Source organism: Sporosarcina sp. PTS2304 (assembly GCF_003351785.1).
Taxonomy (GTDB): Bacteria; Bacillota; Bacilli; order Bacillales_A; family Planococcaceae; genus Sporosarcina.
The window spans coordinates 3,335,247-3,352,208 of sequence record NZ_CP031230.1 but is presented as its reverse complement, the minus strand read 5'-3'; the positions used below and the strand labels follow the sequence as shown (position 1 = coordinate 3,352,208).

Below are 16,962 nucleotides of genomic sequence, written 5' to 3'. Positions count from 1 at the left end.
TATGAGCGATTCTGTACTCGCTATGAGCGGACGCGCGGGTTCTATGAGCGATTCTGTACTCGCTATGAGCGGATGCGCGGGTTCTATGAGCGATTCTGTACTCGCTACGAGCGGACGCGCGGGTTCTATGAGCGATTCTGTACTCGCTATGAGCGGACGCGCGGGTTCTATGAGCGATTCTGTACTCGCTACGAGCGGGTGCGCGGGTTCTCCCCAATAAAAGTGAAAAAAGCTGCGACGTTTGCGCAGCTTTTGACAATTATTCGGACACCTTACATATTTCGTCGATATTGACCGCCGACTTCATACAATGCATTGGTGATTTGGCCGAGGCTGGCTACTTGAACGGTTTTCATTAGCTCTGCAAAGACGTTGCCTCCTGAAATGGCTGTTTGTTGAAGGTCATGCAAGGCTTGTTCTGATTCGCTGGCATGTGCGGATTGGAATGCTCGCAAGTTGCGAATTTGCGCTTCCTTTTCTTCTTTTGTGGCGCGGGCAATTTCCATATTATCAATATCTTCTTCTGATGGCGGATTCGGATTTAAGTACGTATTGACACCAATGATCGGCAATTCACCTGAATGCTTTTTCATCTCATAGTGCATCGACTCTTCCTGAATTTTGCCCCGCTGATATTGCGTTTCCATGGAACCGAGGACGCCGCCGCGATCATTGAGCCGGTCGAATTCTTGAAGGACAGCATCTTCTACTAGACTCGTCAATTCGTCAATGATGAACGCTCCTTGGAGTGGATTTTCATTTTTTGACAAGCCGTGCTCTTTTGTAATGATCATCTGGATAGCCATGGCACGTCGGACAGACTCTTCTGTCGGTGTAGTGATCGCTTCGTCATACGCATTGGTATGGAGCGAATTACAGTTATCTTGTAATGCCATTAACGCTTGCAACGTCGTGCGAATATCATTAAAGTCGATTTCCTGTGCGTGCAAGCTACGGCCTGATGTTTGAATGTGATATTTCAACTTTTGACTACGTTCATTTGCACCGTATTTATCACGCATCGTAATGGCCCAAATGCGACGGGCGACACGACCTATTACGGTGTATTCCGGATCTAGACCGTTTGAGAAGAAAAAGGATAAGTTCGGTGCAAAGTCGTCGATATTCATGCCACGGCTTAAGTAATACTCCACGTATGTGAAACCGTTTGCCAGTGTGAAGGCTAGTTGTGAAATCGGATTGGAACCCGCTTCCGCAATGTGATAGCCCGAAATGGAAACGGAATAGTAATTACGCACTTTTTTATCAATGAAGTATTGCTGAATATCGCCCATGAGACGCAATGCGAATTCAGTAGAGAAGATACACGTATTTTGCCCTTGGTCCTCTTTTAAAATATCTGCTTGCACTGTTCCGCGGACAGTTTGGAATGTCATCTCGCGTACGTCAGTAAATTCTTCTACCGTTAACGTGCGACCAAGTTCTTCTTCTTTTTTTCGTACTTGTTGGTCAACTGCGGCATTCATGAACATTGCCAAAATAATCGGAGCCGGTCCGTTGATCGTCATAGAAACCGATGTAGAAGGCGCGCATAGATCAAATCCAGCATACAGTTTCTTCATGTCTTCCAGCGTACAAATACTGACTCCTGATTCGCCAACTTTCCCGTAAATGTCTGGTCGTTCGTCAGGGTCTTCACCGTATAACGTGACAGAGTCGAATGCTGTGGATAATCGTTTGGCATCGTCGTCTTTTGAGACATAGTGGAATCTGCGGTTCGTTCTTTCCGGTGTCCCTTCCCCTGCGAATTGCCGTTTCGGATCTTCTCCTTGTCTTTTAAATGGGAAGACGCCTCCCGTGTACGGAAATGAACCGGGCACGTTTTCGCTGTGCACGAAACGTAAAATTTCTCCGTAATCTTTGTATTTCGGCAACACTACTTTTGGAATCTTCAAGCCAGATAAACTAGTCGTCTGGAGAGATGTACGAATTTCTTTATCGCGAATTTTCACGACATATTCGTCCTGCTCGTATGATTTCCGTAATGACTCCCAGTTCGCTAACGTACGCTTAGATTCACCAGTCAATTGTTCTTCGATTCCTTCTTTTATGTTTGTTAAAGAATCGAGCAGCGCTTCATTGGAATCTGCTTCTTTGACAGATTCTATCGCTCCTTCAAGCTGAAATAAGCGGCGTGCCAATTCTTCCTGTTGTTTGGACTTTGCATGATACGTCCGAACCGTCGATGCAATTTCGCGCAAGTAATGGCTACGGTCTGGGGGGATGATGACAGTTTGCTTTTGCTCTGTGATCGATTCCGAGTAACTTGTCGTCCAATCGAAGTCACATGTTTTATTGAGCTGATCGACGAGTGCTGCGAATAAGATGTTTGTTCCTTTATCGTTGAATTGACTTGCGATTGTACCGAACACCGGCATTTCTTCCAGCTCTTTATCAAACAATGTATGGCTTCGCTGGTATTGTTTACGAACTTGGTTTAATGCATCTTCTGAACCTTTACGCTCAAATTTATTGATGACAATTAAATCTGCGAAGTCAATCATATCGATTTTCTCAAGCTGAGTTGGCGCACCGAATTCACTCGTCATGACGTACATCGAAACGTCTGAGATATCCGTAATTTGCGCATCTCCTTGCCCGATTCCACTCGTCTCGACGATGATCAAGTCATACCCTGCCGCTTTCGTCACATCTAACACATCATGAATCGCTGTCGTCAATTCTGAACGTGAACCTCTTGTCGCTAAACTGCGCATATAGACGCGGTTATTGAATATCGCATTCATGCGAATCCGGTCGCCCAGCAATGCGCCACCCGTTTTTTGTTTTGTCGGGTCGATGGATAGAATCGCTACCCGTTTATCAGGAAACTCGCGCAAGAAACGTCTGATCAATTCATCTGTCAATGAACTTTTCCCTGCTCCGCCAGTACCTGTAATTCCTAGAACGGGCGTGTTTTTAGACAGACTTCGTGCTTGTTCCAATAACGTTTCTGCCGCTTCGTCTTTCTGCAAATGTTTCTCTTCCACATACGTTATCAAATTGGCTAGCACACCAGGTGTCTCAGCTGTCAATTTTTCTAGATTGGCTTCTTCATTTTCGGGTGTCGTGGAGAAATCCGATAGTTCCATAATCCGGTTAATCATCCCTTGCAAACCCATTTTCCGTCCGTCTTCAGGAGAGAAGATCCACTGGATGCCGTATTCATGAAGTTCTTTGATTTCCTTCGGGATAATGACTCCTCCGCCACCTCCGAAGATTTTAATATGCGAAGCCCCGCGCTCTTTCAAAAGATCGTACATATACTTAAAGTACTCAACGTGTCCGCCTTGATAAGACGAAATCGCAATTCCTTGCACATCCTCTTGAATGGCAGCGTTTACAACTTCCTCAACTGATCGGTTATGACCTAGATGAATGACTTCCGCTCCTGTTGACTGTAAAATTCTCCGCATGATATTGATGGACGCATCATGACCATCAAATAGACTCGATGCAGTTACAAAACGAATATGGTGTTTCGGTTTATAAATTTCCTCAGTTGCCATTAGCTTTCCGCCTTCCCCTACATACAGACTGCCGCCACGGAATTTTGCGTGGCGGAGTCTACTGTTTATTTTTCTAGTCCCTGAATGATTTGGTCTGTTTGTACTTGGATATATCGTTCTAACGTATATTCTCTTCGTAGCGCCCATCTGCGGAATGACCACATTTGTCCTTGAACGAGAATATGATGTGCGGCAAGTGAAACTTCTTCCGGCCCAATTCGTAAGTTCCCCGCTTCCATGCAACGTTGGATGATCGTTTCAAATTGCTGCACCATTTCAAGTTCTTTAGTCAATACATAGCGCAACGCTTCACTCGGCAGTGACTTGGATTCTTGATACATAACTAAAAATTCATCTGACATGACATTAATGACTTCAAAATAATTAGCGATCGCTAGACGTAATCCTTCTATCGTATTATCATTTGTATCTAATTCAGCAAGCCGCATATTCACTTCGTTGTAAATACTGTCACATACGAGATACAGTACGTCTTCTTTCGTACGGATATACTCGTACAGTGTGCCAATACTAAAGCCCGCTTCCTTTGCGATTTCACGTGTAGTCGTTCGATGGAATCCTTTATCGATAAATAATTTCACCGCACCACGACTAATTTGTTCACGTCTCTTCTGAATTAATTCCTCATCTTTTACCGTAGATTTCACTTCGTGTTTCGGCACTGGGTTCACCCCCTGTTATTTCGTCAGCATACGAGAAATGACGAGACGCTGAATTTCTTGTGTACCCTCATAAATTTGCGTAATTTTCGCATCACGCATATAACGTTCCACTGGATAGTCTTTCGTATAGCCGTATCCACCGAATACTTGCACTGCTTCTGTCGTCACGTTCATCGCTGTATCGCCAGCCATCAATTTTGCCATCGCAGACGCTTTACCGTATGGCAAGTCATTCGTTTCCAACCATGCCGCTTGATACGTCAATAAACGAGAAGCTTCGATGGACGTTGCCATATCTGCTAATTTGAAGCTGACACCTTGATTGGCTACGATTGGTTTACCGAACTGGACACGCTCTTTTGAATATTCCACTGCTGCATCGAGAGCTCCTTGAGCAATTCCGACCGCTTGTGCAGCGATTCCATTTCGTCCGCCGTCTAACGTCTTCATCGCGATAATGAATCCATCGCCTTCTTCCCCAAGAAGATTTTCTTTCGGCACACGGCATTGATCGAATATCACTTCTGTCGTTGGCGAAGAACGAATTCCCAGTTTTTTCTCTTTCTTCCCTACAGAAAATCCTTCAAATGTACTTTCAACGATGAATGCACTCGTTCCTTTATGTTTGGATTCGGGGTCTGTTACTGCGAAGACAATATATGTGTCAGCAATTCCGCCATTGGTGATGAAGATTTTAGAGCCATTCAGTACGTACTCATCACCTTCGAGTTTCGCTGTCGTTTTCATTCCGCCCGCATCCGATCCAGAGCCCGCTTCTGTTAAGCAATATGCACCCATTTTTGAACCTTCTGCAAGAGGACGTAAGTATTTTTGTTTTTGTTCTTCATTGCCATATTTAAAGAGCGGCCACCCTGCTAAAGACGTATGCGCAGACAGCACGACTCCTGTAGAAGCACATACTCTTGATAGCTCTTCTACCGCAATGACATACGCTAAATAATCACTGCCGATGCCGCCATACTCTTCCGGCCATGGGATGCCTGTTAATCCGAGTTCGGCCATCTTGCGAAAGATCTCCATGTCAAAAGTTTCGTCTTCATCTCGTTGTGCCGCTGTCGGTGCTACTTCTTTCTGCGCAAAATCTCTCACCATTTTACGAATCATTTCATGTTCTTCAGATAATGTAAAGTCCATTATTCATACACCCCTTATACTTGTTAGTGAATGTTCTGTTTCAACTACAAATCAGTTCGTCACGTGTTTCGCAATGACTACACGTTGAATTTCGCTAGTGCCTTCATAAATTTGGCAAACTTTTGCATCTCGGAAATAGCGCTCTACCGGATAGTCTTCCGTATAGCCATATCCTCCAAATACTTGCACCGCTTCAATAGAATTATCTACCGCCGCCTGTGCAGCGAATAATTTGGCCATGGACGCCTCTTTACCGCATGCTTTGCCTTCAGAACGAAGCCAAGCAGCTCGATATACTAGTAGTCTTGCGGCTTCTGTTGCAGTCGCCATGTCTGCCAACTTAAAGCCAACGCCTTGATTGGCGGCGATCGGTTTGCCGAATTGTTCGCGCTCGATTGCATAGTTCACTGCCGCTTCCACTGAAGCTTCCGCTATGCCTAGCGCTTGGGCCGCAATACCGATTCTACCGACATCTAGGTTGGCCATTGCAATTTTAAAGCCTTGCCCTTCTTCACCTAATCTATTTTCTGCAGGTACTTTCATATTATCAAAGCTTAGTTCTACTGTCCGCGATCCATGAAGACCCATTTTATTTTCATCTTTACCAATAACAAGTCCAGGTGTATTTTTTTCTACGATGAACGCTGTAATGCCATACGTGCCCTTATCAGGAGCTGTGTTGGCGAACACAATGTACACATCGGCTTCTCCACCATTTGTAATAAACATTTTCGACCCGTTAATCACATATTCATCGTTCACACGTTTCGCTTTCGTCTTTAAAGAACCCGCGTCTGATCCCGAAGAAGCCTCCGTCAGACAGAACGCGCCCAAATACTCACCAGACGCCATTTTAGGTAAGTAGCGATTCTTTTGTTCTTCATTGCCGAAGTAGAGGATCGGATTCATCCCAACAGAATTGTGAACAGATAATATGACACCCATGACGGCACTGACTTTAGATAATTCGTGAATGGCTATAATGTACGAGACGAAATCCATTTCAGAACCACCGTATTGCTCGGGAGCTGTAATACCCATCAAACCGAGTTCACCCATTTTGTCTACTAATTCACGGGGAAATTCTCCTTTTTCCATTCGCGGAATCCACGGCTCAATTTCTTTTTTTGCGAAATCACGAACTAGTTGGCGCATCATTTGTTGTTCTTCTGTAAATATAAAGTTCATCTTCCTCACCTCGTACTTTCGGTGTAATCAATTCATTCGTATGTGTAAAATCCACGACCGGTTTTTTTACCATGCCAACCCGCTTTGACGTATTTGCGTAATAAAGGACATGGACGATATTTAGAATCTCCAAACCCTTCGTATAATGTTTCCATAATGTAAAGGCATGTATCGAGACCGATGAAATCTGCTAATTGTAAAGGTCCCATCGGATGGTTCATACCCATTTTCATGACGTCATCGATAGCTTCTTTCGTCGCCACCCCTTCATACAATGTGAAGATCGCTTCGTTGATCATTGGCATTAAAATACGATTCGCAACAAAACCAGGGTAGTCATTTACTTCCACTGGTGTTTTATTAAGTTTCTTTGTCATTTCTTCTACTGCTTCGTATACTTTATCGTCCGTTGCGAGTCCGCGAATCACTTCTACGAGCTTCATAACAGGTACAGGATTCATAAAGTGCATGCCGATCACTTTCTCAGGTCGCTTCGTAGCAGCAGCGATTTCGGTGATCGGTAAAGAAGATGTATTCGTCGCCAAAATAGTATGTGCCGGGGTGATTTCGTCCAGTAACGAGAAAATCTTCGCTTTGACTGCCATATTTTCTACAGCCGCTTCAATTACGATATGTGCATTTTTTGCATTTTCAAGATCAAGTGATTTCGTAAAACGAGCAAGCACTTCTTGCATTTCTTGCTCTGTCATTCGTCCCTTTTCTACATTGCGGCTCAAGTTTTTAGTGATTACTTGAAACCCGCGGTCGTATGCTTCTTCATTGATGTCATGGAGCGTGACTTGATAACCTGCCTGCGCACAAACTTGAGCGATTCCTCCACCCATTTGACCTGCGCCAATTACAAATACGTTCTCAATTGTCATGTAGAATGCCTCCGATTAATTTGTTTTTGGTACTTCAATCATAATTCCGTCGCCTTGACCGCCGCCTGAACAGATCGCCGCGATACCAATTCCACCGCCACGACGTTTTAATTCATTCGCAAGTGTTAACACTACACGTGCCCCACTAGCACCGATTGGATGACCGAGTGCCACAGCGCCTCCGTTCACATTAACCTTTTCTTCATCCAGCCCAGCAATTTTCGAGCTAGCCAGTGCGACTACCGCAAACGCTTCGTTAATTTCAAATAAATCGATTTCTTCAATAGTTTTGCCTGTTTTCTCTAGTAATGCGTTAATGACGTGGCCAGGAGTCTCTGGGAAGCGCTCGGGTTCAATTCCGATTTCTGCGTGCCCTATAATAACAGCTAACGGCTCTTTCCCTTGTTTCTTAGCTTCCTCTTCACTCATCAATACAACTGCGCATGCGCCATCGTTGACACCTGGTGCGTTGCCTGCTGTGATCGTCCCGTCTTTACCAAATGCCGGACGCAACTTCGCAAGCGCTTCCAATGAGCTTCCTCGACGCGGACCTTCGTCATCTTTCACAACGACTGGATCTCCTTTACGTTGTGGAATAGTGACGCTCACGATTTCTTCAGCAAATAGTCCTTTGTCGATAGCTTCTATTGCTAATTCATGACTGCGCAATGACCATTTGTCCTGCGTTTCACGACTCAATGAAAAATCATTCGCTGTCCCGTTACCGTACGTTCCCATATGTACTTGGTCCGGTGAAAATGCACAAGTTAGTCCGTCATAAATCATTCCGTCAACGAGAGTGCTGTCTCCCATTCGCAAACCTGAACGTGCGCCCGGTACATAATAAGGTGCGTTAGACATCGACTCCATGCCGCCTGCTACGATGATGTTTTCTTCACCTAAGCGAATTAATTGATCGCCTAACGTAATACTGCGCATACCGGAAGCACATACTTTGTTAATCGTTTCAGTCTTTACGCTAAAAGGAATGCCACCTTTTGTTGCGGCTTGTCTGGAAGGAATTTGACCTTGTCCGGCTTGTAAAACAGTGCCCATAATGACTTCACCGACTTGATCGCCTTCAACACCTGAGCGTTTAAGCGCTTCCTTTATAGCAATACCACCTAGATCACTAGCTGTTTGTGATTGAAGTGCGCCGCCTAATTTACCAAATGGGGTTCTAGCTCCTTGTAAAATAACTGTTCTCATGTTTTTATTCCTCCTATTTTTATACTGACTGAACGCTCGCTCGATCTATTGCGAATAAATTAGAGGGAACTAGTCCCTCTAATTTATCAATGAATCTAATTTGTTAGCGTTTTAGATACTCTAATTGTACGATATTGTACGGATATTCGCAATAATTTTAATTATGCGTTTCGTCCGCCTTATTCGGTGTTTCATCCGCTGTTTCAGTAGTTGCAGCCATTTCTACTTCGACTGCTTGATCTTCCGGCTCTTCACTAGCTTCCGGTTCTAGTTGCTGGTCTCCAAAAATAGAGCGCTCTAGCAACTCCGCGATATCATATGTTCCGACAGAATCTTCCACTTCCATTGCTTTCGTTCCGTCAGACAACATCGTTAAGCAATACGGACAACCAGACGATATAATTCCAGGGCTAACTTCTAGCGCCTGCTCTGTACGAGCGACGTTGACACGTTGGCCTGTATGTTCTTCCATCCACATCATTCCGCCACCTGCTCCACAGCACATGCCGTCTTGTCGATTCCGTTTCATTTCGACTAACTGAACGCCCGGGATCGCTTTTAGAATTTCACGCGGCTGGTCATAGACGTCATTATAACGTCCTAAGTAGCAGGAGTCATGGAATGTGATCACTTCATCGATCGCATATTTAGGCTCTAGCTTCCCTGACATGACTAAGTCATACAGCAACTCGGTATGGTGTTTAACGATCGCTTGCAGACCAAAGTCTGGATACTCATTTTTGAAAATATTGTAGGCGTGCGGATCGATCGTGACAATTTTTGAAACGTTCGCTTTTTCAAACTCTGCAATATTCGCTGTCGCTAGTTCTTGGAATAAAAACTCATTTCCTAGACGACGTGGTGTATCCCCTGAGTTTTTCTCTTTATTACCTAAAATCGCGAAACTGACGCCTGCTTCGTTCAATAGATGAGCGAAAGATAGAGCGATTTTTTGCGAACGGTTGTCGAATGCACCCATCGAGCCGACCCACAGCAAGTATTCAAAGTCTTCTCCTGCTTTTTTCGCTTCTTTTACTGTCGGGATATGCAAGTCGGGACGCGCATCTCTCCAGTTTTCTTTCTCTTTACGGTTCAGACCCCACGGATTCCCTTGACGTTCAATGTTCGTCATCGCGCGCTGTGCATCTGCGTCCATTTTTCCTTCTGTCATGACTAAATGACGACGAAGGTCAATAATTTTATCTACGTGTTCATTCATAACAGGGCATTGATCTTCACAGTTACGGCATGTCGTACAAGCCCAAATTTCTTCTTCTGTAATGACATCGCCGATCAATGAGGGATTATACAGCTCATCCATCGTCATGCCTTCTGCTGTTGCGGCAAGTGCCAACTGATTGCCTTGTGTTTGGTTGAACATCAGTTGTGGCACCCAAGGCTTCTGCTTCGTCATCACTGCACCTGTATTCGTTAAGTGATCACGTAATTTCGTAATCAAGTCCATCGGTGACAACATTTTCCCAGTCCCCGCTGCTGGACACATATTCGTACAGCGTCCACATTCTACACATGCATAAAAGTCGATCATTTGCGCTTGTGTAAAGTCGGTAATTTTTCCGACACCGAGCGGCGGCATATCGTCTTCATCTTCCACTTCTTCTAACGCTTCGAAATCAATTGGCTTCAAGCGGCCTGCATGATCGAGACGGTGGAAGTAAACGTTTGCAGGACCTGCAATTAAGTGCGCGTGCTTGGATTGTGGTACATACACTAAGAATACTAGCAACGTTAGTAAGTGAACCCACCAGCCAATGAAGAAAATCGCAACAGCGACACTTTGTGGTACTCCTGCAAATACAGTAGCGATAATGGATGCCATCGGTTCTGTCCAAGTCGTTCCTTCATTATGCCAAATCATATTCGCTCCGTTTGCGACTAATGTGGAAACCATCAGCGTACCAATGAAAATCAACACTAGACCTGATTTCCATCCCCGCTTCAAACGCACTAGCTTCTCAACGTAGCGACGGTAGAACGCCCACACGACAGCGACTAAAATTAAAAATACAACAATTTCTTGGAAGAACGTAAACGCAGGATACAATGGACCTAGTGGCAAATGGGATCCTGGCTTTAAACCTTTCCAAATTAAGTCGATTGCTCCGAATTGAACAAGTAAGAACCCATAGAAAAATAGTACGTGAATGGCTCCACTCTTTTTATCTTTCAATAGTTTCTTTTGTCCAAAGACATACACCCAAATTTTGATCAGTCGTTCTTTCACATTATGGTCAAATTCTTCTTTTCTTCCCAATCGAATAAATTCGTAACGGGTTTTAAGTAAGTACAAGAATAGGCCTACACCATACACGACGACTGCTAAAAACAATATCCAGTTTGCGATAAGTAACAGATTCATCTCTTTTCCCCCTTGAAGTTCTGTGTAAGACCTTTTTTAAGCGCTTACATCATCTAGTCTATATTATAGTTTAATTATGAATGATTGTTCAGTCAATAGTTTTTCACTATTTAAATAATATTTTTTTGCTTGCCTTCTGTGCTAGAAAATGTACACGGATTATTTTTGAGTTTTCTCTTTTAGAATAGACAGCATATTTTATGTACACTAAATGCTGGTGAACTAAATAATAATGCAGATGAGAGTAAAACTATTGCAACTTTTTTCATAGTATCCTCCATATTAATAGTATTACACTTGGATAAATATAGAACTAATTTGTTTTTAAAAATGGTAAATTGTCAAATAAAGTCGAACGCGTCAGATAACTCATGAATACCTCAAAGGGCGTGTTGAAATTAAGTTAAAAAAAACTTAGAAATAGTACTGTTACAATACTTTTCAAGAAAACCGCTCCTTTTCTTTTGAATATTTTTCAAACTAGGAGCCCTGCTACTATTCTCACATAGAACCTATAAAATTTCATCGCAAATCAACTTGCGGTTTTCCATAACGTTACTTGCTTACACTGGTAATCACGCAACTTTTGAAGATAAAATGAAAAAGAAGCCGACATATTATTGTCAACTTCTTTTACTTTATTCAACTATCTGTGGAGATAACAAACCAAACTCTTTTGCCTTCAATAATGCCTCCGTCCTTGAGTTAACCCCAAGTTTCGAAAAGATATTGGTTAAATGGTATTCAATAGTTCTTTGACTCATAGACAAATCCATTGCAATTACCTTGTTTGTCAGACCTTTAGAAACCCCTGCTAATATTTCTTGTTCTTTGCTTGATAACGTGATATCACCTAAATTATGTTCTGCTTCATTAGTTGACGGTTCAGATTCCACTCTTCTCAGTTGTTTTAATAACTGAAAGGAAATCACTGCTTCTTCCCTTATTCCACATCTGATTGCGGTGATCAACTGTTCTTGTGTGGCAGTCTAATTATAGGGTACCTATAATGTTAAATAGATAGGAGAAGTACCAATCACAGAACTTCCCAAAACACACTCCACCAGTGTTATTAGGAGACACTAATTGATCTACCTATTTCCTACTTAAAATTCTTCCCTAACTGAATAACTGACATAATAATACCTGCTCCTAACGATAAAAAGGTCAGTTGAATCCAGATGTTATCAATGGGCTCCTCAAATATAAACAAGTGTGGCCACGGCATAAATGTGCCTTGCGTTGCAACTTCCATAAATGTATAGGTCACAACTATTGCTAACGTGATTTCTAAACTATTTGTAATACTTAATAACACTAGACCTATCAACTGATAAAAAATAAACAGCATGACGAGATGTACTTTTAAAGTGGTCGTGAAGAAAGCTGATCCATTCATCCATATAGTCAAACCTACCAATAAAGAGATAAAAATCGCATGTAAGAAGGCATATCGAAAAATGTCAATGACGATAACTTTACGATAATATACAATTAACGTCTCTTTTGCCCCTTCCTCATACAAACTGTTATATAAGAACACTAAGTGCCAACCTGCCATCGATACTGCGATGCCCTGTACAAATATATAAGGTGTATATGGATCACCGGTACGAGCACCTACTGTTAACATGAGCAAGACGGTCAATGCATAAGCTAGAAATGGAAAGCTGTATAAATAGCGAAGTAATTTTATATCAAATGTAAATAAATGAAGGAGTTTAGTCATAGGCAGCCCCTTTTAGAAGCGCCAAATATCCGTCCATTAAGCGCGGACTGACGGACTGGCCAACAGGTTCATCTGATAGCACGCGCACCACAACATGGGAGGATTCCTCATTCATTTGTACAACCTCTTTCGTTGCAATGATTTCATCCAACTCTGATAGGGGAACGCTAATCTCATATGTACATCGAGCTGCTCTTTGCTTTAATTCATCAGGCGACCCTTCAAATAGCACCTTTCCATTTTTAATGACACCAATTTTTGTACAAAGGAATTCAATGTCTTCAACAATATGAGAAGAGATAATGACCGTATGGCGCTTTCCCAATTGCTTCAATAGATTTCTTGTGTAACAAGCGTTAGGATTTCGTCTCTTTCTTTATCGGACAACATATTTTTAGGTGTAGGACGTTTCGCGATCGGTCGTTGATCCACTTTTACGCCAGCATCTTCCACCCAGCGCTCATACGTCCACACGCTAATGTTCAATTCCTCGCACGCCTTCGCTAATCGCGCACCGTTTTGATTAGCTTCTTGAATAAGTTCTACAGCGAGTGCGCGATTTGAAGGGTCAATCATTCGTCCTCTTCGTCCCCCCAAATCGCTTGGGCCTTTTTTCGCAAAAGTAATAAGGCAGCTGCTTCTGCAAGTGCTTTCTCCTTCTTTTGAAGATCTTTTTCTAGTACCTTCGCTCGTTTCTGTTCCTCTTTTAGCTGGGCATTGACCTGTTTGGTTTGATCAAGAATTTGCCCATTTGCCTGGAGACAAACACTTTTCCACGCTTCGATCTGTTCACGATATAAGCCTTTTTTCCGACAGTATTCGGCGAGTTCCGTTTCATTCATCGCGAATGTTTCCATCACAACTAAAAACTTATCTTGGCTACTCCACTTGTCACTTGTTTGTCCGTTCCCTGGCGTGGCAATTCCGGCGACACGTGCTTCTTTACGCCATTTGTACAGTGTCACCATTGAAATATTTTCTTCTTTTGAAATATCCGCAACAGACTCGTTGTTCGGGGCTGTCATGCGATTAATCATTTCTGCTTTTCGCTCAGGTGAGTAACGTGTTCCGTTATGTTTTGTCATAGTATTTGGCCTCCGTGTATTTTTATTTAATCATAGCACGTTAGCCTTCTACGACACCTATCCTAACAGAGTGGGTTGGGGGCTTACGGTAAGTGAACGTCATGCAATTTCCAAAGGCATCATACAGTAAAAGTAGCTAGCAATCATATGCCAGCTTCTTTTACTTTATTCATTATTCAACTGTTTGTTGAGACAGCAAATTGAACCCTTTCACCGTTTCGACAAAACTATAAATCATCGTGCTTGCTTTGTTACCTCTCGGCATCTCTAATTCTGCGGAAACCAGGTTCTTAATAGGTCTCCCTCATTATATGTTTTTAGAACCTCTTCATGATTTTCAAAGTGAATGTGTTAATAATTATACTACCTACAATAAATACTATAATTCCTTTAACATAAGAAAAATCATAGTTTCCTGTTTTCTCTGCTGTTTCCATAGTGATTATTTTGGCACTATCTAGATAAAGAAATGGATTTAGATCTGCGACCTTTAAAAGTGATTCAACAGCCTGGAATACTATCGTTCCCAACACAATGATAACGGATGTTGTAATAAAAGAAATCAACGAACTTTTTGTCAAAACAGAAACTAAAAATGTTAGGGAGCAAATGAAAAGTATTCCAAATGCGTAGAGAGTAGTTGAATAACTTATAAATTCTAGAATACTAATAAATTTATAAGTCCCCTCACCAGTAGATACTAAAACAGGATAACTGTAATCTCCCGTCCCGTTAAAAATACAACCAATAATAAAAGCCATAACTATAATTATTATTGCAAGGAGTATATTTACAGACGAAATAATTACATACTTTGAATATAGTAGTCTTTTTATTGAAATAGGCTGATTTACTAAGAACTTAAATTTCCCTAATTCAATTTCTTGTGCAAATAGTTTACAAATAACTAGAACAAAAATAAAAGTCCCAATAAAATTAAAAAGTATTTTGAGAACGAAGGATGCATAGTGTACTCCTTCTACTTCGGTCCCCGCTTCAACGGGTACTACCTTACGCTTCAAAATTTCTTCGTTTAAAGCAATTTTCTTCTTAATAACTGAGCCTGGAAATGGTACATGTGCATCACCTGATTCCATCATTAAATATAAGTTCTTATCAATATCTATTTGTAATTGAGTGTACCTTTCCCAATTTACATTCTGATATGCCTCTAATTGTTTTTGAGTTAATTCTTTTTGCTCAAGTAATGTCTCCTTTAGATTTATCGCTTCTGGAACATCTTCCAAGTCCTTTATTGATCGGTCAAAAGACTCCACCTCCAAATTAAATGATTCGACAGTTTCGCTCTTGTACGTAGAAGAATTAGAATAAGTAACATAATATAATATCATCAGTGAGAATAATAATATAAAAGGGATTATATACGAAATCTTACTTTTATATAACTTAGTTAATTCAAATGAAAGTAAGGGGTTTTTTTTCATAACGTATCTCCAAATAATTCAATATAAACTTTTTCGGTTATAGTAAGAATTTCGACGTTTTCTGGAGTTTTTCTTGAATTTATCTTCCTTTGAATAACACCATCCTTTAGGAAGATAATAACGTCAGTAATCCTATCTATATCTGATAAAATGTGTGAAGTGAAAATAATTGTGTTTCCGTCTTTTTTATAATTATTGAATAACTCTTTTAAACCATAACTACTTTCATAATCAATTCCATTGAAAGGCTCATCTAGAATTAAAACTTTCGGATTATGTACTGTTGCTAATGCAATTAATAATCTTTGTTTCATACCAAGAGAATAGTTCTTTACTTTTTTTTTGATAAACTTATCTAATCTGAATACTGAAATTACCCTTTTTATATCTTCTTTGTTCTTGTTATGTATATCACCTAAAAACTTCATGTGGTCATAACCAGTTAAATCATTAGTTAATACAGTAGAATCTTGTAAAAAACCTATATATCTTCGTAGCTCTAGGTTATCCTCTAAACGGTGTCCTTCTATTGAGATGTCTATATTGCCTTCATCCATTTTTATATTGCCAGCAATTAAATTTAAAAGTGTTGTTTTCCCCGAACCATTCGGGCCAACTATGGCAATGACTTCGCCTTCATTTATATTTAAATTCATATTTTTAATTACCTGTTTATTTTTATAACCCTTTGATAGATTAGATATTTCAATCAACATAACGCACCTCTTTATATACTGAAATCAACTTCGAATACATAAGAAGTTGATTTCAGATACCCTCAAATTGTTTAATAAGTATAGTATGTGTAAGTATATCTTAGTGCACTAAATCCTAGCATCTGCCTTGCTGTAGAGTATACTTGTTTGCCATTAGACAAAGAGCTAGTGAATCCGTTTTTATACGTAAAATCTGTATACGTAAGGTTAGTATACTTTATATAATTGGGTGATATTAAATCATCATACGTCTTAACTGCACATACACCAGCCGCACTAGCTTCTTTAGTTTCTATAACAAGTGAGAAAATTAAAATAAAACTTAGAAATAGTACTGTTACAATATTTTTCAAGAAAACCCCTCCTTTTCTTTTGAATATTTTTCAAACTAGGAGCCCTGCTACTATTCTCACATAGAACCTATCCAATTTCACCGCAAATCGACTTGCGGTTTTCCGTAACGTTACTTGCAGACACTGTTAATCACGCAACTTTTGAAGATAAAATGAAAAAGAAGCCGACATATTATTGTCAACTTCTTTTACTTTATTCAACTATCTGTGGAGACAACAAACCAAACTCTTTCGCCTTAAATAATGCCTCTGTCCTTGAGCTAACCCCAAGTTTCGAAAAGATCTTGGTTAAATGGTATTCAATAGTTCTTTGACTCATAGACAAATCCGTTGCAATTACCTTGTTTGTCAGACCTTTAGAAACCCCTGCTAATATTTCTTGTTCTTTGCTTGATAACGTGATATCACCTAAATTATGTTCTGCTTCATTAGTTGACGGTTCAGATTCCACTCTTCTCAGTTGTTTTAATAACTGAAAGGAAATCACTGCTTCTTCCCTTATTCCACATCTGATTGCGGTGATCAACTGTTCTTGTGTCGCAGTCTAATTATAGGGTACCTATAATGTTAAATAGATAGGAGAAGTACCAATCACAGAACTTCCC

16 protein-coding genes and 1 pseudogene are annotated in these 16,962 nt (G+C 41.1%); 1 reads left to right on the top strand and 16 read right to left on the bottom strand.

Annotated elements, in window-relative coordinates; genetic code table 11:
* The first annotated feature begins 1 nt into the window (after position 1).
* On the top strand, positions 2–220 hold the full coding sequence (locus DV702_RS16960) for a hypothetical protein (protein ID WP_162805846.1): 219 nt from the start codon (positions 2–4) through the stop codon (positions 218–220).
* A gap of 52 nt (positions 221–272) precedes the next feature.
* On the opposite strand, the gene icmF is transcribed toward DV702_RS16960, so the two are convergent.
* From icmF to DV702_RS16040, 16 genes and pseudogenes are all read right to left on the bottom strand, one after another.
* The gene (icmF, locus tag DV702_RS16115) at positions 273–3,530 is read right to left on the bottom strand and encodes a fused isobutyryl-CoA mutase/GTPase IcmF (RefSeq protein WP_114925675.1); all 3,258 of its coding nucleotides are present in this window, start codon (positions 3,528–3,530) and stop codon (positions 273–275) included.
* Positions 3,531–3,595: 65 nt separating this feature from the next.
* Positions 3,596–4,213 (bottom strand): TetR/AcrR family transcriptional regulator, encoded by a 618-nt coding sequence (locus DV702_RS16110; protein WP_114925674.1) that lies wholly within the window; start codon positions 4,211–4,213, stop codon positions 3,596–3,598.
* A gap of 15 nt (positions 4,214–4,228) precedes the next feature.
* The gene (locus tag DV702_RS16105; RefSeq protein ID WP_114925673.1) at positions 4,229–5,368 is read right to left on the bottom strand and encodes an acyl-CoA dehydrogenase; all 1,140 of its coding nucleotides are present in this window, start codon (positions 5,366–5,368) and stop codon (positions 4,229–4,231) included.
* A 51-nt stretch (positions 5,369–5,419) separates the two neighbouring features.
* Positions 5,420–6,556 carry an acyl-CoA dehydrogenase gene (locus DV702_RS16100; protein WP_114925672.1) on the bottom strand — a complete coding sequence of 379 codons (1,137 nt, stop codon included), beginning with the start codon at positions 6,554–6,556 and terminating at the stop codon, positions 5,420–5,422.
* Positions 6,557–6,588: 32 nt separating this feature from the next.
* Positions 6,589–7,440, bottom strand: coding sequence for a 3-hydroxybutyryl-CoA dehydrogenase (locus DV702_RS16095; protein WP_114925671.1), 852 nt, complete (start codon positions 7,438–7,440; stop codon positions 6,589–6,591).
* A 15-nt stretch (positions 7,441–7,455) separates the two neighbouring features.
* Positions 7,456–8,649, bottom strand: coding sequence for an acetyl-CoA C-acetyltransferase (locus DV702_RS16090; protein WP_114925670.1), 1,194 nt, complete (start codon positions 8,647–8,649; stop codon positions 7,456–7,458).
* A gap of 157 nt (positions 8,650–8,806) precedes the next feature.
* Entirely contained in the window at positions 8,807–11,029 is a 2,223-nt protein-coding gene (locus tag DV702_RS16085) for a (Fe-S)-binding protein (protein WP_114925669.1), read from the bottom strand.
* Between the two features lie 638 nt (positions 11,030–11,667).
* The gene (locus tag DV702_RS16080; protein WP_162805845.1) at positions 11,668–11,961 is read right to left on the bottom strand and encodes a response regulator transcription factor; all 294 of its coding nucleotides are present in this window, start codon (positions 11,959–11,961) and stop codon (positions 11,668–11,670) included.
* A 170-nt stretch (positions 11,962–12,131) separates the two neighbouring features.
* Positions 12,132–12,758: a hypothetical protein gene (locus DV702_RS16075; protein ID WP_114925661.1), complete on the bottom strand. Its 627-nt coding sequence runs from the start codon at positions 12,756–12,758 to the stop codon at positions 12,132–12,134.
* Positions 12,751–13,101, bottom strand: a pseudogene (locus DV702_RS16070) (ABC transporter ATP-binding protein); the annotation flags it as partial. The gene DV702_RS16075 and the pseudogene DV702_RS16070, both read right to left, overlap by 8 nt.
* Positions 13,089–13,334: a hypothetical protein gene (locus tag DV702_RS16065; protein ID WP_114925667.1), complete on the bottom strand. Its 246-nt coding sequence runs from the start codon at positions 13,332–13,334 to the stop codon at positions 13,089–13,091. The pseudogene DV702_RS16070 and the gene DV702_RS16065, both read right to left, overlap by 13 nt.
* On the bottom strand, positions 13,331–13,843 hold the full coding sequence (locus DV702_RS16060) for a transposase (RefSeq protein ID WP_114925666.1): 513 nt from the start codon (positions 13,841–13,843) through the stop codon (positions 13,331–13,333). Before DV702_RS16060 ends, DV702_RS16065 begins: the two co-directional genes overlap by 4 nt.
* Positions 13,844–14,160: 317 nt before the next feature.
* Positions 14,161–15,288 (bottom strand): ABC transporter permease subunit, encoded by a 1,128-nt coding sequence (locus DV702_RS16055; protein ID WP_114925665.1) that lies wholly within the window; start codon positions 15,286–15,288, stop codon positions 14,161–14,163.
* A complete protein-coding gene (locus tag DV702_RS16050) occupies positions 15,285–16,004 on the bottom strand; it encodes an ABC transporter ATP-binding protein (protein ID WP_114925664.1) in 720 nt (239 codons plus the stop codon). The genes DV702_RS16055 and DV702_RS16050 overlap by 4 nt, the downstream gene beginning before the upstream one ends.
* A 71-nt stretch (positions 16,005–16,075) precedes the next feature.
* The gene (locus tag DV702_RS16045) at positions 16,076–16,357 is read right to left on the bottom strand and encodes a hypothetical protein (RefSeq protein ID WP_114925663.1); all 282 of its coding nucleotides are present in this window, start codon (positions 16,355–16,357) and stop codon (positions 16,076–16,078) included.
* A gap of 193 nt (positions 16,358–16,550) precedes the next feature.
* On the bottom strand, positions 16,551–16,844 hold the full coding sequence (locus DV702_RS16040) for a response regulator transcription factor (RefSeq protein ID WP_162805844.1): 294 nt from the start codon (positions 16,842–16,844) through the stop codon (positions 16,551–16,553).
* Between the last annotated feature and the right edge of the window lie 118 nt (positions 16,845–16,962).